Here is a 22374-nt window from a genome sequence, read left to right on the forward strand (position 1 = left end):
GGTGGAAAAATGGGGTGTCGGTATGAAAATGGTTGTAAAGACCGATAAAGGAAAAAAGAGAGAAACAAATCAAGATTTTGCCAATACATATCAAAACCAACAGGATCTAACATTAGCTATTCTTTGTGATGGCATGGGCGGGCACCGTGCGGGCGATATCGCCAGCGAAATGGTTGTATCGCACTTGGGCAATCATTGGGAGAAATCTTTTTTCACATCAGCAAATGATGTGGCAAAGTGGCTGGAAGACAGAATCAACCGGGAAAATAAACGCTTGGTTGAAAGATCTCTCCAGTATTCTGATTTAAAAGGTATGGGCACAACTTTAGTGGCAGTAGCGGAAGCTGCTGACGGATTTGTTATTGCCAATATAGGCGACAGCCGTGCTTACCGCTTGATTGATGGACACTTGACTCAAGTGACTGATGATCATTCTTTAGTGGGAGAATTGCTTAGAAGCGGCGAGTTGACGGCTGAAGAAGCTTCAAATCACCCGAAAAAAAATATTTTAACTCGTTCTCTAGGTGTTTCAGAACAACTCGGAATCGATATTGATATTTATCCGTATGAAGAGGATGAATTTATTTTATTATGTTCAGATGGGTTGACCAATATGGTCGACGATAAAGAAATCGAAAAAATCATTTATGCTTCTGAACCATTAGAGGCGCGTGCTGCTATGCTTGTAGATTTAGCCAACGAGCGTGGCGGAATCGATAATATAACAGTTATCATGATCGATTTATATGAAGGAAAGGAGGATTAGTCAATGGAAATCGGAAAAAAATTGAGTGGTCGCTATAAAATACTAAAACCCATCGGCAGCGGTGGTATGGCCAATGTTTATTTAGCGCATGATTTAATTTTAAATCGAGATGTGGCTGTTAAAGTATTGAGGTATGACTTTAGAAAAGACGAAGACACGATTCGCCGCTTCAAACGTGAAGCATTATCGTCTACAGAATTGGTCCATCCGAATATCGTCAGTATTTATGATGTCGGAGAAGAAGATGGCTCGCAGTTTATTGTCATGGAATACGTTAAAGGAACAGATTTAAAAGAATACATCATCAATCATTTTCCTATCGCCTATCATAAAGTGCTGAATATCATGGATCAAATTTTATCCGCTGTGTCTTATGCGCATCAAAACCAAATCATCCACCGAGATCTTAAACCGCAGAACATTTTGATGGATGAAAATGGAGTGGCGAAAATTACTGATTTTGGGATTGCTGTTGCTGTATCGCAATCCTCTATCACTCAAACGAATTCCTTGTTAGGATCGGTACACTACTTATCGCCGGAACAAGCTCGCGGAGCGATGGCTACAAACCAATCAGACATTTATTCCTTAGGGATCATTTTATATGAATTGCTGACAGGAAGTGTGCCATTTGAAGGAGAATCTGCTGTTTCAATTGCACTGAAGCATTTTCAAGAAACTATTCCTTCTGTTAAAAAATTTGATCCAAGGATCCCTCAAGCGTTAGAAAATGTTGTCTTGAAAGCTACAACCAAAGAAATAGCGGATCGTTACAAGACAGTGGAGGAAATGGCAAAAGATCTGGAGACATCACTGTCTTCAAGCAGAGTAGATGAACCGCCATTTACACCAGTCAGTATGCTGCAAGAAACGAAAGTGATTACGCCGATATCTGTTTCTCCAGACAGCAAACTGGAAGATACGACGGTCATTGAACCGGTCAAGGAGAGTCCGGGAAAATCAAATCCTGAAGTGCCTAAGAAAAAGAAAAAAAAGAAATGGTTATGGATAGTGCTCTTAAGCTTTTTCTTGATTGCGGCTGGAAGTGTTGCGGCAGTGTTAATGATGACGCCAAAAGATGTCGTGATACCAAATGTTGTTGAGATGACGCCGGAAGAAGCCGAAGAAGAACTATTAGCGATCAACATTGCCGTAGATGAAGTCATTGAAGAACCTAACGAAGACATTGAAGAGGGATTGGTTATTCGAACGAATCCTGATGTGGGAAATAGTGTAAAAGAAGATACCAGTGTTGATTTATATGTGAGTTCTGGAAAAGCTACGGTAGAATTCAAAGATTATACTGATGAAAATTACCAAGAAGTAAAAGCAGAACTAACAGAGCTAGGTTTTACAGTAGAAGGTATTGAAGAAAGCAGTGAAACAGTTCCGTCCGGAGATATTATAGAGCAGGATATCGATGAAGATGAGGAAGTTGTCCCTTCTGAAACGACAGTAACTTTCACAGTAAGTTCGGGCAGAGCAGGCATGGAGATGAGAGACTTGAATGGATATTCTCAAAAAAGTGTGGAAGATTACGCAGCAGAAAATGGGCTGAATCTGAAAATAACAGAAGAATATTCTGAAGACACTCCTGTTGGTTACATTATTTCACAAGATATCGAACCCGGTAGAACTGTTTACAACGGAGATACATTGAATATCGTGGTTTCATTAGGGCAAGAAGATATACCAGAACGTCAATTTACGGTTCCGGTGTCTGTTCCTTACAAAAATCCAAGCGAAGAATCTTCATCGCAAGATGACTCAGACGAAGAAAGCTCTGAAGAATCAGAACTGATGCCTAATACAATCGAAGTATATATTTCAGATGCAGAACATACAATGGATACTCTGTTCCAACAATTCACAATCACAGAAGATTCAGATATGGAAATACCGTTTATTTTAGAAGAAGGCGCAACGGGCGGGTACAAAATTATCAGAGACGGAGAAACAATAGAAGAAAACAATTCTGTTAAAGCTCCTGAATAAGCATTTAGACTCTTCATTGAGCGTATACATTATATATATGTATACGCTCAATGAAGAGTTCTTTTTTGTTTTACCTAGTGGAGAATAAAAGGTATTTATGCGCTATAAAAAAAGACAAGACAAATTTTTATGCATCGATAATAACGAAAGTGAGAGAAATAATGACTTTTAGGTTTGCATTCTAGTTCATAGTTCAGTAAAGTAAAAAGAGAAGAGAACGTTGAGGAGGACGCCTATTTGCCAGAAGGACAAATCAGAAAAGCTTTAAGTGGTTTTTATTATGTGTATTATCAAGGCGAAACATATCAAACAAGGGGAAGAGGGAATTTCAGAAATCGTAATTTGACCCCTTTAGTAGGAGATTTTGTAGAGTTTGAGAGTGGAAATAAAGACGAAGGTGTTTTAAAAGAATTGTTGGAACGGAGAAATGAACTAGTACGTCCGCCAATTGCTAATATTGATTTAGGAGTTGTAGTGACATCGGCTGTTGAACCTGACTTTTCGCCGCAATTATTAGATCGTTTTTTAGTGACATTAGAAAATAAGAACATCAAAGCCATTATCTATATTACAAAAACAGATTTGATTAATGAAAAAACTTATCAAGATTTAAAAGAGTATCAAATGTATTATGAATCGTTAGGATATACCGTTTACTTACCGGAAAAAAATGGGCAAGATGCTGCTGTTCAACAATTGTGTACACATTTTGCTAATCAGTTGACTGTATTTATGGGACAGTCTGGGGCAGGGAAATCGACGCTGCTGAATACGATTTCTCCTGAATTAGTGCTCAAGACTGCTGAAATTTCAACCTCATTAGGTCGAGGAAAACACACTACAAGACACGTAGAACTGATACCTTTGCATGGGGGATTGGTCGCAGATACTCCAGGATTCAGTGCCATTGATCTAGCCGAAATAGAATTGGAAGACTTGAGAGAGTTGTTTCCAGAATTTTTGAAGGTGCAAGAACAGTGCCGTTTCAGAGGATGTGTTCATCTTAAAGAACCTAAATGTAAAGTAAAAGAATTGGTTGAAAAAGGTGAGATTACAGATTACCGTTATTCAAATTACAAGCAATTTTATGAAGAAATCAGTCAACGCAGACCAGATTATTCTAAAAAGAAATGAGGAAAAGAAAAATGAAATTAGCTCCATCGATTTTAAGTGCAGATTTTGCCAATTTAGAAAGAGATATCAAACTTGTAGAAAAAGGCGGTGCTGATTACATTCATATTGATGTAATGGATGGGCATTTTGTTCCAAATATTACATTCGGGGCTAATGTAGTCAATGCAGTCAGACCAATCACTAAACTGACTTTGGATTGTCATTTGATGATCGAAAATCCGGAAGACTATATCAATGATTTTGCCAAAGCGGGAGCTGATATTATTAGTGTACATGTTGAAAGTACTCGTCATATCCATAGAACGATCCAAATGATCCGCAATGCTGGCGTAAAACCTGGAGTAGTAATCAATCCTGGAACTCCTGTATCAGCTATTGAAACTATCTTAAATGATGTAGATTTAGTATTAGTTATGACGGTGAATCCAGGATTCGGCGGTCAAAGTTTTATTCCCGAATCATTAGACAAGATTCGTCAGTTAGATGAGCTGAAAAAAACAAACGGTTACCGTTATGAGATTGAAGTAGATGGCGGGATCAATGAAAAAACGATTCAAATGTGCCATGAAGCAGGCGCCTCTGTATTTGTAGCTGGTTCTTACATTTACTCAGCTGATGCTCCATTAAAACGAATGGATCAATTGAAAGAAGCGGTTCAATAATGACAGAAGTCAAAATTATGGTCGGCGGGCCTGAAAGTGCGCTGCCTTTAGATGTCTATCAATCGAATACTTCAGATGTAATTTGGATCGGAGTAGATCATGGGGCTATTCGTTTGCTGAAGGAAGGTATCCTGCCTGATTTAGCTGTTGGAGATTTCGATTCTGTCACAGAGGCAGAACGAACTTTATTGGAAGAGAAAATCGGAGATGTCCGGTCTGCGCCTTCTGAAAAAGATGACACAGATACGGAGTTAGCTTTGCAGTTGGCGCTTGAAGAATACAAACCAGACAAGGTTTCTATTTACGGCGCAACAGCAGGAAGATTAGATCATTTGATGAGTAATTTTTTATTCGTATTTCAGCCTAGGTTTAAAGCACATGCATCTGTGATTACTCTGTATGATCGCTTCAACAGTGTTTCCTTTTATCTTCCAGGAGAGTATGAATTGATACAAGAAAGAGATAAACCTTATGCCGGGTTTGTCTGCATGACTCCAGTACAAAAATTATCTTTAAGAGGATTTAAATACCCTTTAGAAGAGAAAGATTATGAGTATCCGATTTCTTTAGCCAGTAATGAATTCAAAAAGTCGGTCGCTTCTTTTTCTTTTACAGAAGGATTGATTGTTTTTATTCAAAGTAAAGACGGAAAATAATATATAAAACAGCACAAAAAAACAACCCGAGCAATAAGAACTGCTTAGGCTGTTTTTTTGTTTCGTTCATAAATAGAAAAATTAAACACGTTCAACTTTTCCAGATTTAAGAGCACGAGCAGAAACCCATACTTTTTTAGGTTTACCGTCTACTAAAATACGGACTTTTTGCAAGTTTGCGCCGAAACTTCTCTTTGTTTTGTTTACTGCGTGAGAACGGTTATTACCACTTTGTGCTTTACGTCCTGTTACATAACATACTTTTGCCATTTTTTCTTTCCTCCTTTGCCGTAAATGAAGCAAAGCTTCAATAATCATACCTAAACAATTTAGCATATCTTTTCTTTATTTGCAAGATAATTCGTTCAAGTAATTTTACTTGACACAATTAAATGATTATGAAGAAAATAGGTTATAGTAAGGTTAGAATGAGATGGCTAAAATAGCCAGTTTTCGGTTTTATCTTTTATTCTTCAAGTTGCTATGCTACAATGTAAGGTAGTTATTTATGACTTTTTAAGTCAAGAGGAGGATTTTAAACATGGCAGTTAAAATCAAAACACAATATGGATTAGTAGATATTTCAAATGACGTGATCGCTACAGTAGTTGGCGGAGCAGCGACTGAAATTTTTGGTATCGTTGGAATGGCGAGCAAAAATCAAATTCGCGATAATCTTAATGAAATTTTGAAAAAAGAAAATTATTCCAAAGGTGTTATTGTGCGCCAAGAAGAAAATGGGGTAGCCGTAGATGTTTACATTATTGTTAGCTATGGCACAAAAATCTCTGAAGTTTGTCGAAATGTACAAGAAAAAGTAAAATATAATTTGGAATCAATGTTAGGTGTTTCTGCAAATGCAGTAAACATTTTTGTGCAAGGTGTACGTGTATTACAAGATTAGAATAAAGAAGGTTAATGTCACCGTTTCTTAGCGTAGTGACATGAGGAGGATATTAACGGTGAAAGTTGAAAAAATTGAGGCGAAGCAGTTCCGATTAATGGTAGCAAGTGGAGCTAAACGCTTAGAAAAAAATGCAGAATATGTGAATTCTTTAAATGTATTCCCTGTGCCGGATGGCGATACAGGAACAAATATGAATTTATCTATGACTAGTGGAGCAAAAGCAGTAAGCACTAGCTCTGCAGATCATGTAGGCGAATTAGCAGGTGCTTTAGCTAAAGGTCTTTTAATGGGAGCAAGAGGAAACTCTGGGGTTATTTTATCACAATTATTCAGAGGATTCGGCAAATCGATGACAGATAAAGAAACCGTCAATGCATCTGATTTAGCTGCAGCATTTACAAAAGGTGTTGAGATTGCTTATAAAGCTGTTATGAAACCTGTTGAAGGAACGATTTTAACAGTGGCTCGTGAATCTGCAAAAGCTGGTGAGAAAAAAGCTGCTCAAACAACGGATGTTGTTGAAGTTATGGAGACAGTCTTGTCAGCGGCTAAAAAATCTTTAGCTAAAACGCCTGATTTATTGCCTGTATTGAAAGAAGTTGGAGTTGTAGATAGTGGTGGACAAGGATTAGTTTACATCTTTGAAGGTTTTTTAGAAGTTCTATCCGGAAAAGTTATCGAAGAAGAAGTATACCAACCAACTGAGGTCGAAATGACAGACATGATCAATGCTGAACATCATAGAGGAGTACATAACCATATTGCTTCAGAAGATATCAAATATGGCTACTGTACTGAAATCATGGTTCATATTGGACAAGGAGAAACTGTAGATAGTGAATTTGATTACGATACATTCCGTAACCATTTGAACGAAATCGGTGATTCCTTATTAGTAGTGAATGATGAAGAGATCATTAAAGTACATGTGCATACAGAAAAACCTGGCGAAGTTATGAACTATGGTCAAAAATTTGGTTCATTGATCAAGATCAAAGTAGACAATATGCGTGAACAACATGATGCATTGGTAGAAACTGACACAGCAGCTAAACCGGCTGAAAAAGTTCCTTACGGCATTATTGCTGTTGCAGCAGGAGAAGGAATCCAAGAATTGTTCAGAAGTCTGGGAGTCAACTACATCATCAATGGTGGTCAAACCATGAACCCTAGTACAGAAGATATCTTGAAAGCAATTGACGCGGTCCATGCGGAAAACGTCATCGTGCTGCCAAATAATAAAAATATTTTCATGGCTGCTGAACAAGCTGCCCAAGAAAGCGACACACCTGTAGTTGTAGTGCCAAGTCGTACTATTTCTCAAGGGATGACTTCTATGTTGGCTTTCAATGAGCAAAATAATCTAGAAACCAACAAAGCTGAAATGAGCAGCGAATTGGAAAATGTCATTAGTGGACAAATTACAAACGCTGTACGCGATACTGAAATAAACGGAGTTAAAATCACTAAAGATGACTTTATGGGAATTATTGATGGAGATATCGTCTTATCAAAAGGTGACCGTAAAGAAGCGACTATCGAAACGCTTAAACAAATGCTGAATGATGACAGCGAAATCGTCACGATTATTTTAGGAGATGGCGTTCCTAAAAAAGAAGCTGAAGAAATTGCTTCAGAAATCGAAGCAGACTACTCAGATATCGAAGTTGAAATTCACGAAGGTAAACAACCTGTGTATCCTTATTTCTTATCTGTAGAATAGAATATAAAAGTAGGCAAAAAATAATAAAGAAGCTTTCTTGATTATTTTTCTGTCTACTTTTTACTGTTTCTATTTTGAAGAATAGAATGCAATATAAAGGAGCTTGGATATATCCCAGCTTCTATAGCGAATACTAAATGCGTAAAAGGAGGGCTGGAGACAATCTTAAAGAAATAATTTTCTTTATATAGATAGATTGTCCGTACTCAATGGAAAAAACAATCTATGACCCTGTCTCAGTACTTCAAAACGTAGGAGAGAAAAGGGTAGAAGCTTTAAATGAATTGGGCATTTATACGATCGCTGATTTGTTGAATCATTTCCCTTTTCGCTATGAAGACGTTCAAGTGAAAAATTTATTCGAGCTGGAAGACCAGGAAAAAACCAGTTTAAGAGGAGAAGTTTTGGCAGATGCGGTACTTTCGCGTTTTGGGTATAAAAAGAGCCGTCTTTCTTTTCGAATGAAAATTGATCAAGCTATTATTGTGGTCACTTTTTTTAATCAGCCGTATTTGGCAAAACAAATCGTAGGAGGCAGTGAAATCACTGTTTACGGAAAATGGGATGATAAAAGAAAGAATTTGACCGGAATCAAGATTCTTGGTTCTACATCTGCGGAACAAGATTCGGATTTTGAATCTGTTTATCATACGAATAAAAAAATTCGCCAAAAAACGCTGGTTGCTTTGATCAAGCAAGCCTACGAAGCTTATAAAGATGTTATTCCTGAAATCATCCCCAGTGAATTACGCATGAAATACCGCTTGATTTCACATAAAGAAGCCGTTTATGCTATGCATTTTCCTGTCTCTCCTGAGCAGACAAAGCAAGCGCGCAGGGAGGTCATTTTCGAGGAGTTTTTATTGTATCAAACCAAAATGCAGTTGTTGCGGAAGAAGCAAAAAAAAGCTGGATTTGGTACTCCTATCCATTATGATATCCAACGCTTAAAAAGCTTCATAGCTACTCTGCCATTTGAACTGACAAATGCTCAGAAAAGAGTGGTCAATGAAATTTGCCGAGATATGAAGCAGCCAATCAATATGCATCGTCTGCTTCAAGGAGATGTAGGGAGCGGGAAAACATTAGTAGCTGTATTGGCTATTTATGCTGCTGCTACTGCGGGTTATCAATCTGCTTTAATGGTGCCGACAACTATATTGGCTGAACAGCACAGTAAAAGTTTAAACGATTTGTTTGACCCTTTAGAGATCCGTACAGCCCTTTTGACCGGCTCTACTACAGCTAAAGAGAAGCGGCTGATCGAAGAACAATTGCGTTCAGGTGAAATCGATGTAGTAGTAGGGACTCATGCTTTGATCCAAGATACAATCGAATTTTATAAACTAGGGCTGGTTATTACGGATGAGCAGCATCGCTTTGGTGTGAATCAACGTAAGAAACTGAGGAGTAAAGGAATCGAACCGGATGTTTTGTTCATGACAGCGACACCTATTCCCAGGACTTTAGCCATCACTGCTTTTGGTGAAATGGATGTTTCTATCATTGATGAAATGCCGGCTGGCAGAAAACCGATTCAAACGACTTGGGTAAAGCCGAAACAATTTGAACATACATTGGAATTTATTGAAAAACAATTGAGCATAGGCTCTCAAGCTTATGTGATTTGTCCTTTGATTGAGGAATCAGAAAGTCTAGATGTAAAAAATGCTACGGAAGTTTATCAAAAATTGACCCAATTTTATCATGGAAAATATCGAGTTGGATTGCTCCATGGTCAAATGAAGTCGGCAGAAAAAGACAGTGTGATGAAGGCTTTTAAACGGAATGAACTGCAAGTGCTGGTTTCCACAACGGTTATCGAAGTGGGTGTCGATGTTCCAAATGCTACTACGATGGTTATTTACGATGCTGATCGTTTTGGATTAGCGCAATTGCACCAGTTGAGGGGACGAGTCGGCAGGGGTTCAAAAGAGTCGTATTGTATTTTAGTAGCCGATCCTAAAGGCGACATGGGGATCGAGCGGATGAAAATCATGACAGAAACAAATAATGGTTTTATCTTGAGCGAAAAAGATTTAGAATTAAGAGGACCTGGTGATGTATTTGGAAACAAACAATCCGGGATCCCTGACTTTAAAGTAGGAGATATCGTGACCGATTTCAATGCACTCGAAACGGCTCGTTTAGATGCAGCAGAATTGGTCCAACGAACAGATTTCAATACTCATCCGGATTTGGCTGCTTTAAGAACAGCAGTGGCGTTTGATCCGATGGCGAAAGAGTCTGATGTGTTTCATTGATCAAAAAGTAAAAGACAACTTTTGATCAACAAATAGAGTATTAAATCAAAAGGAGGAAGATAAATGAAAATTGCTGTAGATGCTATGGGTGGGGATAATGCTCCAAAAGCTATAGTAGAAGGAGTAGTGTTAGCTGCTCAAGAGTTTAAAGATATCGAATTTCAATTGTATGGAAAAGAAAGTGCCATACGTGAACATTTGATCGATCAAACAAATATCACTATTATTCATACAGATGAAAAGATCACTAGTGAAGATGATCCTGTACGTGCTGTACGCAGAAAAAAAGATGCTTCAATGATCCTTGCTGCCAAAGCGGTAAAAGAAGGCGAAGCAGATGCTTTATTCTCTGCAGGAAATACAGGGGCTCTATTAGCAGCAGGATTGCTGATTGTAGGGAGAATGAAAGGAATCGACCGTCCAGGCTTATTGGTCACTTTACCGGCTCTAGGCGGCGGGATAGATGCGTTTAATATGATGGACGTTGGAGCGAATGCAGACAGCAAACCAGAAAACTTAAACCAATTTGCTACGTTAGGGAGTTATTATGCTCAATTTGTCCGTGGAGTCCAAAAACCAAGAGTAGGTTTGCTGAACAACGGTACAGAAGAAAACAAAGGTAACGAACTAAGTAAGCAAGCCTATGCCTTGATGAAAGAAAACCATGAAATCAACTTTATTGGAAACGTAGAAGCTCGTGAACTGTTGAATGGTGTTGCTGATGTTGTTGTAACAGATGGCTTTACTGGGAATGCAGTTTTAAAAACAGTAGAAGGAACAGCTTTAAGCATGATGAAACTCATTAAAAAAGCCACAATGGAAAATGGGACAAAAGCTAAAATCGGCGGTTTGCTGTTAAAAGACAGCTTAACAGGACTAAAAGATGTGTTGGATTACTCAAAATATGGCGGAGGTGTTTTGTTTGGTTTGAAAGCTCCTGTCGTAAAAACACATGGTTCAACTGAAAAAGAAGCGGTATACTTTACCATTAAACAAATCCGTGAGATGCTTTCTTCAAATGTAATGGAAGATTTAGTCGGCTCCTTTGAAGAGAAAGCAGATTCAACAAAAGATCAAACAAAATAGATTTCCAAACACCATAAGAACGTTTTCAAAAAAATAGATAGACAGAAATTGTTAATAAAGTTAAAATAGTATAGAAAATAGATTTAAAACATAGTCAGCTGACTATAACAGAAAAGTTGGAGGTGTATTGTGTGTTGAATAACGAAACCTTTGAAACAGTTAAAAAAATTATCGTAGAGCGTTTTGGGATTGATGAGGATCGTGTAACAGCAGAAATGACTTTTAAAGAAGATTTAGGTGCTGACTCATTAGATATTGTAGAATTGGTAATGGAAATGGAAGATGTTTTCGGAACTGAAATCTCTGATGAAGACGCAGAGCAAATCACTACAGTAGGAAATGCAGTTACTTATATCGATAATAATCGTCAATAATTTAAGATAAAAACATAACTGAAACCTGATAGACCAGAAAGGAAACCTTCTGGTCTATTTTTTTATATACAGTTAAGCTGGTAGGTGAGAAATTAGACAAAAATTATTCACACGTTATTATCGAGATTGAAATCATTTTAAAAAAGGGATTTCACATTCTTTTTATGTATAAAGTTGCAATAGGCACAAGGGTTTTATTTACTTTCCACTTATTTATGTTACTTATTTAGTTCTCATTCAAATGAGCTGTTACCCCTTTCAAAAAAGAAAAAGTCAAGTATAGTAACACGTTTTATTATAGAATGATTAAAAAAACTATTGCAATGTAAGATTTGCGTGTGTATAATTCAGTTAAGTTATTAAATCAAATGTTACATAAATTTAATACTTTTCTCATTTTCAATGAGATGCGAAAGTCTTTAGGAGGTATAATTTTGGCCGTAGAACGATCATTATTGGAAATCAATCATTTAGAAACAGCTTTTAGAATTAACGATCAATATTATAATGCAGTTGATGATGTTTCGTTAACATTAGAAAAAAACGAAATTTTAGCTATTGTTGGAGAATCTGGTAGTGGAAAAAGTACGTTAGCTACTTCAATTGTTGGTCTGCATGACCCTTTGAATACCAGAATTACCGGTGAGGCATTATATAAAGATTTGAATTTATTAAATTTAAACGAACAACTGTACAACCGTATTCGTGGAAATGACATCGGCATGATATTTCAAGATCCGCTAGGTTCTTTAAATCCATTGATGACGATTCATGACCAAATTGCAGAAGCTTTGATTTACCATACAAAACTAGACAGCGAAGCTCGAACAAATCGTGTGCTGGAATTGTTAGAACAAGTTGGAATCCCAAATCCAAAACGAGTAATGAAATTATATCCTCATGAATTGTCTGGTGGTATGAGACAACGTGTAGTGATCGCAATAGCATTATCTTGTAAACCGCCGATCATCATTGCAGATGAGCCTACTACTGCTCTTGATGTAACGATCCAAGCTCAAATATTGGATCTGCTGAAAGATCTGCAAGAAGAAATGGGCACGGGCATCATCTTGATCACTCACGATTTAGGTGTTGTTGCTGAAATGGCTGACAGAGTTGCTGTTATGTACGCTGGAGAGATTGTTGAACAAGCAACAGCTTTAGAGTTGTTTGAAAATCCAATGCATCCTTATACACGTTCATTACTAAACTCCATTCCACAAAGTAGTGATGAATTAGAAGACGAAAACAAAGAATTGCATGTTATTCAAGGTACAGTTCCATCACTTGCTAAACTTCCAAGAAAAGGCTGCAGATTTGCTCCTCGTATTCCTTGGATACCAGCAGAAGAACATGAAGAAGACCCGATATTACATGAAGTAGCACCAAATCATTTTGTAAGATGTACATGCTACAAACATTTCCATTTTGAAGGGGAGGAAGAGTAGCATGGGATTTATTGAAATCAAAGACTTAAATGTACACTATCCGATTCGAGGCGGCTTTTTTAATACTATCCAAGATCATGTACGTGCAGTTGACGGAGTTTCTTTCGAAATCGAATCTGGAAAGACTTATGGATTAGTTGGAGAATCAGGGTCAGGTAAAACCACAATTGGAAAATCCATTATTGGTTTGGAAAAAATCACGAGCGGAAAAATCTTTTACGATGGAGTGGATGTGACCAATAAGGCACGAAAACGTTCTGGTAAATACGAAGAATACAATCGTGAAGTACAAATGATTTTCCAAGATTCAGCCTCTTCTTTAAATCCGAAGAAACGGATTATTGACGTGATTGCTGAACCGATTCGGAATTTTTCAAAAGTTTCTCCCGCCGAAGAAAAAAAGCGTGTTCTTGAACTATTGGACATCGTTGGAATGCCGGAAGATGCATTATACAAGTATCCTCATGAGTTTTCTGGTGGTCAGAGACAACGTATAGGAGTCGCACGTGCTGTAGCTTGTAAGCCGAAATTGATTATTGCCGATGAACCAACATCAGCTCTAGATCTTTCTGTACAAGCTCAAGTATTAAACTTTATGCGAAACATACAAGACCAATATCAATTAAGCTATTTATTTATTTCACATGATTTAGGTGTAGTGAAGCACATGTCTGATGATATTGCTATTATGCATAGAGGTAGATTTGTTGAAGTGGGAAGTAAAAATGAAATTTTCAATAATCCTCAGCATATTTATACTAAGCGACTGCTTTCTGCTATTCCAGATATCAATCCTAGAGATCGTGAACAACATAAGGCACTTAGAAAAGCAGTAGAGAATGAATACGTTCAGTCTGAAAGTCAATACTATGACGAGCATAATCGAGTATTTGACTTGAAACCTCTAACCGATACTCATCTTGTAGCCTTAAAACCAGATGGAAATGGAGGGGATTTCTAATGTGGAAAACAATATTAAGACGATTCTTAGTTATGCTTCCTCAAGTATTCATTTTGAGTATTATCGTTTTCGCTTTAGCGCAAGCTATGCCGGGTGATCCTTTTACTGGATTGATCACTCCTGAAACGGATCCAGCTGTAATAGAAAATCTAAGAGAACAAGCTGGGCTAAATGATCCTATACCCGTGCAATATGTACGTTGGTTGGGAAATGCTCTGCAAGGTGATTTTGGTCAAAGTTATACGTATAAAATTTCTGTAGGATCTATCATTGGTCAACGAGCGTCGAATACAGTATTGCTTTCCTTGTTGTCATTTATTTTGACTTATGCGATTGCAATCCCGTTAGGTATGTTGGCTGGTCGTTACAACAATTCTATTTTAGATAAGATGGTTGTTGTTTACAACTATGTAAGTTATGCTATTCCTACCTTTGTATTAGCTTTATTGATGCTATGGTTGTTTGGTTATACGCTGAACTGGTTCCCAACTAGTGGGTCAGTTGACGTTACTATCCCTGCTGGAACATTAGATTACTATTTAGATAAAGCTTATCATTTAATTTTGCCGGCTGTAACTTATGCCTTATTAGGAACAACAATGATTATTCAATATTTAAGAAGTGAAGTAGTAGATGCAAAAACACAAGATTACGTTAAAACTGCTCGTTCAAAAGGCGTGCCTGAAAAAGTTGTATACAGTCGTCACATTTTTAGAAACTCTGCCTTACCTATAGCATCGACAATGGGATATCAAATTACTGGTTTGATTGGTGGTTCAGTGTTTATCGAACAAATTTTTGCTTTCCCAGGTATGGGACAATTGTTTATCAGTTCCTTAAACTCGCGTGATTACAGTGTCATTGTGGCATTGACTCTGCTGTTCGGGGTTGCTACTTTAGTTGGGACGTTATTGTCAGATATCATTATGACTATCGTAGATCCTCGTATCCGTATCGATTAATAGCAGAAAATCACAGGAAAGGAATGAAACTAAATGGCTGCTAATACAAATATAGAAGCACAAACACAAGATATGAACACAAGTGTACCGCCAATGGGATTCAAAGTTATTGCTAGAGAATTTGCTAAAGATAAAGGTGCTTTAATTGCTTTGATACTTATGATTGGTCTGATTTTAAGTATCATGATCGGCTCTTACGTGATTGATCAAGATCAGGTTATGTGGGTCAGTTTATTAGATCAATATGCACCACCTGGTGATAAATTTTTACTTGGAGCCGACTCAGGAGGACGAGATATTTTCGGACAATTGCTGATTGGTGGTAGAAACTCTATTTTAATAGGGATTGCTGTTACTTTTATTACCAGCGTAGTTGGTATAACTATGGGGTTGATTGCCGGTTATTATGGTGGATTAGTAGATAATATTCTAATGCGTATCATAGACTTCATCATGGTATTACCTACAACAATGTTGATTATTGTTTTCATTACAATCATACCAACTTACGATGTTTGGACATTCATTTTTATTATGAGCGCTTTTTACTGGACTGGACAAGCACGTCTCGTTCGGAGTAAAGCTTTATCCGAAGGAAGACGTGACTATATAAGTGCTTCTAAAACTATGGGCACCAGTTCTTTGAAAATTATGTTCCGAGAAATCATGCCGAACTTAAGTTCATTGATTATTGTGGATTTAACGTTGAACTTCGCGGCAAATATTGGAATCGAAACTGGCCTTTCTTACCTTGGGTTTGGACTTCCGTCTAATACTCCAAGTTTAGGGACATTGGTTAGTTATGCAACTTCTCCAGATATTTTGGAGAATAAAACTTGGGTTTGGTTGCCAGCATCATTATTGATCTTAGTACTGATGTTGTGTATAAACTATGTCGGCCAAGCATTGAAACGTGCGGCAGACTCTAAACAACGATTAGGATAAGAAAAGGGGAGAATTACATGAGTAAAAGAAAATTAGGTTTGTTTACAGGTTCAGCTGCATTGGCATTGATTTTAGCTGCATGTGGCGGAGGTTCAGACGAGGGAACTGAATCATCTGCAAATGGTGGCGAAGGTGCTGCCTCAGAAGGTACTGAAGAAAGTGGAATCGTTGAATTTGAAACTGCAGTTACAAATGAAGGCGAAGTTATGGATGGAGGAACGCTTAACGTTGCTTTAGTAACAAGTTCTCCGTTCCAAGGACTTTTCAGTTTAGAACTATATGAAGATGCTTATGATTCTAGATTAATGCAATTTAACGTAGAAGAAATTTTCTCAACAGATGAAAATTTCCAAATCACAAATGATGGAGCTGTTAGTTTAGACTTTAATCAGGAAGCAAAAACAGCTACATTGACTGTTAATGAAGGTGTTACCTGGTCAGATGGCGAGCCTGTGACTTCGGAAGATTTACTGTATTCATACGAAGTAATCGGAAGCCCGGATTATACAGGTATACGCTACGATGCTACAATGACAAATATTGTAGGTATGGAAGAATACAATAGTGGTGAAGCAGATACTATTTCAGGAATTACTGTGAACGACGATAAGAGCATTACAATCCAATACTTAGAAGTTCATCCTGGTATGTTGCAATCAGGTGGTGGAATTTGGAGTGGTGCAATGCCTAAGCATCAATTAGAAAATATTGCTATCAAAGATTTGGAAAGTTCGGATGAAATCCGCAAAAATCCAATTGGATTTGGGCCATTTGCAGTATCTAATATTGTACCTGGTGAGTCTGTTGAATATGTTGCAAATGAATATTACTATAAAGGTGCTCCTAAATTAGATAAAGTAGTAGTAGAAGTTGTGCCTCCTGAAAGTATCGTTGCTGCACTTCAAAATGGAGAATACGATATGGCGTTATCAATGCCGACAGATGAGTACCCAACTTATGCTGATCTACCTGGTTACACTATCTTAGGTAGAGAAGAATTGGCTTACACTTACATTGGATTCAAACTAGGTGAATGGGATGCTGAAAACAGTGAAGTTATAACGAATCCAGAAGCTAAAATGTCAAGCAAAGAGTTACGTCAAGCTATGGGATATGCTATCGATAACAATGCTGTAGCAACTCAATTCTACAACGGTCTTCGTTCTAATGCGAATACTGCTATTCCTCCAGTGTTTGGAGATTTCCATAATGCAGATGTTCCAGGTTACACATATGACCCTGATAAAGCAAATCAATTGTTAGATGACGCTGGTTTTGAAGATGTTGATGGAGATGGATTCCGTGAAGATCAAAATGGAGAACAATTGGTGATCAATTTTGCATCAATGGCTGGTGGAGATACTGCTGAACCAATTGCAGAATACTACATGCAATCATGGAAACAAGTTGGATTGAACGTTCAATTAACAGATGGTCGCTTACTTGAATTTAACAGTTTCTATGACCGCGTTGAAGCAGATGATGAAGGAATCGATATCTATCAAGCTGCTTGGGGAACTGGTACTGATCCTAATCCTGAAGGGTTATACGGCCGCAATTCTGCATTCAACTACACTCGTTGGAGTAGCGATGAGAATGATGCATTCCTTGATAAAATTTCAGGAAGAGCAAGTGACGATAACGGTGATGCATGGGATAATGAGTGGGTTACTAATCAATACCATGACTGGCAAGCATACTTCGCTGAAGAAGCTCCAATCATTCCTACATTGTTCCGTAATGAAGTATTACCAGTTAATGACCGTGTTGCAAACTATGACTGGGGTTACGATGCAGATCCAAGCTTTGGATGGCACGCAGTTGGAGTTACTCAAGACGAAGCAATTACAGAATAAATATACCTTTTCTTTAAAGAAGTCGGAGCTTACACTCCGACTTCTTTTTTTACTTCAGCAACCATCAGATAAGGGAAGAATCTCTGATTAAAGTTTATTTTTCTATTGAAAACCAGTATAATAAGGCAGTAAGAGTATTTTGATGAAAAAGGGGAATCAGAAATGAATGAGGAGTTACTAACAAAATTAAAATCATTATTTCAAATTGAGTTTACCAACACTGATTTTTTGAATGAAGCATTTACCCATTCATCATATGTGAATGAGCACCGGGAATTGGAATTGAAGGATAATGAACGTATCGAGTTCTTAGGAGATGCCGTCTTAGAATTAACTGTCACGAAGTATTTGTTTAATGAATACCCAACTCTCCCAGAAGGCAAATTAACAAGGTTGCGGGCTGCGATCGTTTGTGAGGCGAGCTTAAGCCAGTTTGCAAAAGAATATGGGTTTGACCGTTATATTCTCTTAGGGAAAGGCGAAGAGCGAATGAATGGCAGAAAGAGACCTTCTTTATTATGCGATTTATTTGAATCCTTCATTGGTGCATTATATTTAGATCAAGGATTAGACGGAGTAAACAGTTTTTTGAATCAAACCGTTTTTCCTCGAATCAAGTCCGGCGCTTTTTCACATGTGATGGATCACAAAACTAATTTACAAGAATTCCTGCAACGGAATGGTGAAGTTTCAATTGATTATGTTTTAGTCGAAGAAGTAGGTCCTGCTCACGAAAAGGAATTTTTAGTCGAAGTCCTGGCAGAAGGCAATATCCTAGGACAAGGAAAAGGGAAGTCGAAGAAAGCAGCTGAACAAATCGCTGCAGCGAATGCCTTAGAAAACTTGCGAGAAGCAGATGAGATAGAAGACATGCAGGTTTAACAGTAACAAATGATAGCTTTCTATACATTACACAGACAACGAAAGTTAGGAGTTGTGGCTAACCTTCGTTGTTTGTGTAATGATAAAGAAGGTTTTATCATCATAACAGGAATCAAATGGGTAAGTCCTTGTGGCTCCATTAAATTGAAAATATAGGAAGGAGCCAGTCTTCGTGCAATTAAAGAAAATAGATATTAGTGGTTTTAAGTCATTTGCTGCTAAAACGACTATCGAATTTAACGAAGGCGTAACGGCCGTTGTTGGACCAAACGGAAGCGGAAAAAGCAACATCATTGAAGCGATTCGTTGGGTCATGGGAGAACAATCTGCAAAAAGTTTACGCGGTGGGAAAATGAATGATATTATATTTGCCGGATCTGATTCACGTAAACCGGTTAATATCGCTGAAGTAACCTTAGTATTAGAAAATGAAGATCATTTCTTGCCTCTTGATTTCTCAGAAGTCAGTATCACAAGACGTTTGCACCGTTCTGGAGATAGCGAGTATTACATAAATAAAAAACCGTGTCGCTTAAAAGACATCGTTGATTTGTTTATGGATTCGGGGTTGGGAAAAGAGTCTTTTTCCATTATTTCTCAAGGAAAAGTTGAATCGGTATTTAATAGTAAACCAGAGGACCGTCGTGCTATTTTTGAAGAAGCCGCTGGAGTACTGAAATACAAAACGAAAAAGAAAAAAGCTGAACAAAAGTTATTGGAAACAAAAGATAATTTAAATAGGGTCCAAGATATTTTGTATGAATTAGAATCACATGTGGAACCACTGAAAATACAAAGCACTATGGCGAAGGATTACTTGCAGCAAAAAGAACAGTTGAAAGATGTAGAAATTTCTCTTACTGCAGTAGAAATCCAACAATATCAACAAGAATTGTCAGAAAAAACCAACCAAAAAGCAGGTTTTGATCGTCAGTTAGCTGAAATGAAGCAGCAAACCGATCAGATGGAAGCTGATTTACTGAATTTGCGTAAAGCGAAACACATTTTCTCTGAAAAAGCAGACGATTACCAAGAAAAATTGATGCATTCTATCCAATCTATGGAACAGTTAGAAGGGAAAAGGAGTGTGTTGAAAGAACGTAATAAGCATACTCAAGAAAACAAAGAAAAAGCCCTTCAAAACAAGCAGCAGTTGCTGAATCAAATACAAGACGCCACTCGTCAACTAGATGAAACTGTCAATAATAAAGAAATAAAAGAGAAAGAAAAAAAAGAGTTGGATAAGTCTTTAAAAACGATTAAAAAAGAACGCGAATTGTTATCTGGAAATCAAAAACAGATGGAAGATCATTTGCGTGACGAATACATTGAATGGATGCAGCAAGAAACATCTTTGAAAAATGAACAAACTTTTTTAAAGAAAAGTACTTCTCAATATGAGTTAAGAAACGCGAGATCACTCACTTCTAAACAAAGCTTATCCCATGAGTTAGAGCAACTTACTGAGACATCTGTTGCTCAAACGGCTCAATTGAAACAAGTACAACAAGAAATTGCTGAAAAACTGCTGCAGTTCCAAGAGAAACAAGCCTTGCTCCAAACAATCAAAAAAGAACGCGAATCAAAGGAGAGCCAATTATACGAAGCTATGCGTATCATTCAGCAAGCTAAAGCTAAGCGAGACAGCTTGAAAGAATTAAGCGATGACTATACAGGCTTTTATCAAGGTGTTCGAGAAGTTCTTACACAAAAAGAACGCCTGGGCGGTATCATCGGAGCTGTCACAGAGCTGATCGAGGTACCAAAAAAAATGGAGCTGGCTATTGATATCGCATTAGGAGCTGCTGGACAGCACATCATTGTGGAAGATGATACGAGCGGTCGTCGGGCTATTCAATACTTAAAACAAAAACACTCCGGCAGAGCGACATTTTTACCTTTGACAGCTATTAAACCACGATTTTTACCAGCAGCTATTCAAACTCAGGCTCAATCGATTCCAGGTTATATTGGTGTTGGTAGCGAAGTTATTCAATACCCAGATGCTGTCAAAAGCGTTCTTCAAAATTTATTAGGGACAACGCTGATTGCGGAGAATCTAGAATCTGCTAACCGTTTGGCAAAACATTTCCAGTACAAATATCGAGTAGTTTCGCTAGAAGGCGACGTGATGAATGCTGGCGGTTCAATGACAGGTGGATCGAACAAACAAGGCAACAGAGGCAGTTTATTATCCAGAAAAAATGAATTGCAATCATTAAAAGAGCAAATTCAAAAAATGGATGAGTTGATGCACCAGAAAGAAGTAGAAATTCGAGCACTAAAACAAAGAGAGAAAAAAGAAGAGCAATCAATGAATGAATTGCGTGCTGTTGGTGAGCAAAAGCGCTTGGAAGAGCAAGAACTGAAAAGCAAAGCAAGTTATATCACTGAAGAAATACACCGATTGACACGTGAGTTGAAAGCACAGGAATACGAAGAATCAGCGGCGCAACAAGAAGCTGACGAAACAATGAAAAGACTAAATGAAATTGAAATTGAATTAGCTGCAGCCAAGGAAAAAATGGCTGAACTGACACAACAATTGGAAATGGTCTCTTCACAAAATGAAGAAAAAGAGCTGAAAAAAAATCAACTAACAGAACAATATCAGTTATTGATTACTCAATCAGCTACACTTCAAGAAAACTTAATTGGTCTAAAAAAAGAAGAACAACGCTTATCAGATACGATCATCGAACTAAAACAGCAATTGTCTGCTTTAGAGAATCAGCTGGAAGCAACGACTTTGTATGATGGAGACCATCAACTGACTCAAAAAGAGTTGGAAGAATCTTTAGCAAGATTAAGAGCAGATAAAACGCTGATTGAAGAAGAGTTGAAACTTAATAAACATGAATTGCGAAAAACAGAAGAAGAAATCGATTCATTGGATCAACAAGTTTCTCTCAAACATAATCAGCATCAAGCGATCCGAGAGCAAAAATCAATGGTTGAAGTAGCGATGAATCGCTTGGATGTAGCTATCGAGACTCGTTTGATGATTTTGAGCGAGGACTATGGATTGACTTATGAAGCAGCCGCAGCCAATTATGTGATTGAAATCTCTTTAGAAGAGGCTAAACGAAAAGTCAAATTATTGAAAAAAGGCATCGAAGAGCTGGGAACGGTCAATCTAGCGGCTATTGAAGAATACGAGCGAGTTAATGAACGGTATACCTTCTTAGCAGAACAAAAGGCTGACTTAGAAGAGGCTAGAAACAGTTTGTTTGAAACGATGGACGAGATGGATACGGAAGTAATCAAGCGTTTTTCTGAACTGTTTGAAGCCATTCAAAGCAAATTCACTCTCGTTTTCCAACAATTGTTCGGCGGAGGGACTGCTGAACTGAAGCTGACAGACCCGTCTAATATGTTGACGACAGGGATTGAAATTATTGCTCAGCCACCTGGGAAGAAATTGCAGCAACTCAGCTTGCTTTCTGGAGGAGAACGATCTTTAACAGCGATTGCTTTGTTGTTTTCTATTTTATTAGTGAGACCTGTTCCGTTTTGTATTTTAGATGAAGTAGAAGCGGCTTTAGATGAAGCAAACGTGGTTCGGTTCGGTCGCTATTTACGCAGATTTGAAAAAGATACTCAATTCATCGTAATCACTCACCGTAAAGGTACAATGCAAGAAGCTGACGGTTTATATGGGGTGACGATGCAAGAATCAGGAGTGTCAAAAATCGTTTCTGTTCGTTTGGAAGAATTAGAAGCTGTACCTGTTAATAAGTAAGCGAGAAGACA

The 22374-nt window shown here is 37.7% G+C and carries 18 protein-coding genes; 17 read left to right on the top strand and 1 reads right to left on the bottom strand.

Features of this window, described 5'->3' with window-relative positions:
- Position 1 precedes the first annotated feature (1 nt).
- The 5 genes from ACE025_RS09920 to ACE025_RS09940 all read left to right on the top strand — a co-directional run bounded on the left by ACE025_RS09920 (position 2) and on the right by ACE025_RS09940 (position 5213).
- The gene (locus ACE025_RS09920) at positions 2-766 is read left to right on the top strand and encodes a Stp1/IreP family PP2C-type Ser/Thr phosphatase (RefSeq protein WP_485939518.1); all 765 of its coding nucleotides are present in this window, start codon (positions 2-4) and stop codon (positions 764-766) included.
- Positions 767-769: 3 nt separating this feature from the next.
- Positions 770-2761: a Stk1 family PASTA domain-containing Ser/Thr kinase gene (pknB, locus tag ACE025_RS09925; protein WP_485939519.1), complete on the top strand. Its 1992-nt coding sequence runs from the start codon at positions 770-772 to the stop codon at positions 2759-2761.
- Between the two features lie 237 nt (positions 2762-2998).
- Complete coding sequence (gene rsgA, locus ACE025_RS09930; RefSeq protein WP_485939520.1) at positions 2999-3895, top strand: ribosome small subunit-dependent GTPase A; 897 nt, start codon at positions 2999-3001, stop codon at positions 3893-3895.
- An 11-nt stretch (positions 3896-3906) separates the two neighbouring features.
- Positions 3907-4557, top strand: a complete 651-nt coding sequence (gene rpe / locus ACE025_RS09935; protein WP_485939521.1) for a ribulose-phosphate 3-epimerase — start codon at positions 3907-3909, stop codon at positions 4555-4557.
- The gene (locus ACE025_RS09940) at positions 4557-5213 is read left to right on the top strand and encodes a thiamine diphosphokinase (protein WP_485939522.1); all 657 of its coding nucleotides are present in this window, start codon (positions 4557-4559) and stop codon (positions 5211-5213) included. Before rpe ends, ACE025_RS09940 begins: the two co-directional genes overlap by 1 nt.
- Positions 5214-5294: 81 nt before the next feature.
- Here ACE025_RS09940 and rpmB read toward each other — a convergent pair whose 3' ends face one another.
- Complete coding sequence (gene rpmB / locus ACE025_RS09945) at positions 5295-5483, bottom strand: 50S ribosomal protein L28 (RefSeq protein WP_092480160.1); 189 nt, start codon at positions 5481-5483, stop codon at positions 5295-5297.
- A 271-nt stretch (positions 5484-5754) separates the two neighbouring features.
- Here rpmB and ACE025_RS09950 point away from each other — a divergent pair, with 271 nt between their 5' ends.
- The 12 genes from ACE025_RS09950 (at position 5755) to smc (ending at position 22363) form a co-directional block, all read left to right on the top strand.
- The gene (locus tag ACE025_RS09950) at positions 5755-6117 is read left to right on the top strand and encodes an Asp23/Gls24 family envelope stress response protein (protein WP_350457675.1); all 363 of its coding nucleotides are present in this window, start codon (positions 5755-5757) and stop codon (positions 6115-6117) included.
- Between the two features lie 58 nt (positions 6118-6175).
- Positions 6176-7843 (top strand): DAK2 domain-containing protein, encoded by a 1668-nt coding sequence (locus ACE025_RS09955; protein WP_485939523.1) that lies wholly within the window; start codon positions 6176-6178, stop codon positions 7841-7843.
- Between the two features lie 209 nt (positions 7844-8052).
- Complete coding sequence (gene recG / locus ACE025_RS09960; protein WP_485939524.1) at positions 8053-10107, top strand: ATP-dependent DNA helicase RecG; 2055 nt, start codon at positions 8053-8055, stop codon at positions 10105-10107.
- Between the two features lie 63 nt (positions 10108-10170).
- Complete coding sequence (gene plsX, locus ACE025_RS09965; protein WP_485939525.1) at positions 10171-11193, top strand: phosphate acyltransferase PlsX; 1023 nt, start codon at positions 10171-10173, stop codon at positions 11191-11193.
- Positions 11194-11324: 131 nt separating this feature from the next.
- Complete coding sequence (gene acpP / locus ACE025_RS09970; RefSeq protein ID WP_092480155.1) at positions 11325-11567, top strand: acyl carrier protein; 243 nt, start codon at positions 11325-11327, stop codon at positions 11565-11567.
- A 407-nt stretch (positions 11568-11974) separates the two neighbouring features.
- Entirely contained in the window at positions 11975-13015 is a 1041-nt protein-coding gene (locus ACE025_RS09975) for an ABC transporter ATP-binding protein (RefSeq protein WP_485940093.1), read from the top strand.
- A 1-nt stretch (position 13016) separates the two neighbouring features.
- On the top strand, positions 13017-13976 hold the full coding sequence (locus tag ACE025_RS09980; protein ID WP_427355619.1) for an ATP-binding cassette domain-containing protein: 960 nt from the start codon (positions 13017-13019) through the stop codon (positions 13974-13976).
- On the top strand, positions 13976-14938 hold the full coding sequence (opp4B, locus tag ACE025_RS09985) for an oligopeptide ABC transporter permease (protein ID WP_485939526.1): 963 nt from the start codon (positions 13976-13978) through the stop codon (positions 14936-14938). The genes ACE025_RS09980 and opp4B overlap by 1 nt, the downstream gene beginning before the upstream one ends.
- 33 nt (positions 14939-14971) lie before the next feature.
- A complete protein-coding gene (locus tag ACE025_RS09990) occupies positions 14972-15883 on the top strand; it encodes an ABC transporter permease (RefSeq protein ID WP_485939527.1) in 912 nt (303 codons plus the stop codon).
- A gap of 17 nt (positions 15884-15900) precedes the next feature.
- The gene (locus ACE025_RS09995; RefSeq protein WP_427355613.1) at positions 15901-17739 is read left to right on the top strand and encodes an oligopeptide ABC transporter substrate-binding protein; all 1839 of its coding nucleotides are present in this window, start codon (positions 15901-15903) and stop codon (positions 17737-17739) included.
- 162 nt (positions 17740-17901) lie between these two features.
- Positions 17902-18621: a ribonuclease III gene (gene rnc, locus ACE025_RS10000; RefSeq protein ID WP_485939528.1), complete on the top strand. Its 720-nt coding sequence runs from the start codon at positions 17902-17904 to the stop codon at positions 18619-18621.
- 172 nt (positions 18622-18793) lie between these two features.
- Complete coding sequence (gene smc / locus ACE025_RS10005; protein ID WP_485939529.1) at positions 18794-22363, top strand: chromosome segregation protein SMC; 3570 nt, start codon at positions 18794-18796, stop codon at positions 22361-22363.
- Positions 22364-22374 lie beyond the last annotated feature (11 nt).

It is taken from the genome of Desemzia sp. AGC72, from assembly GCF_057334175.1.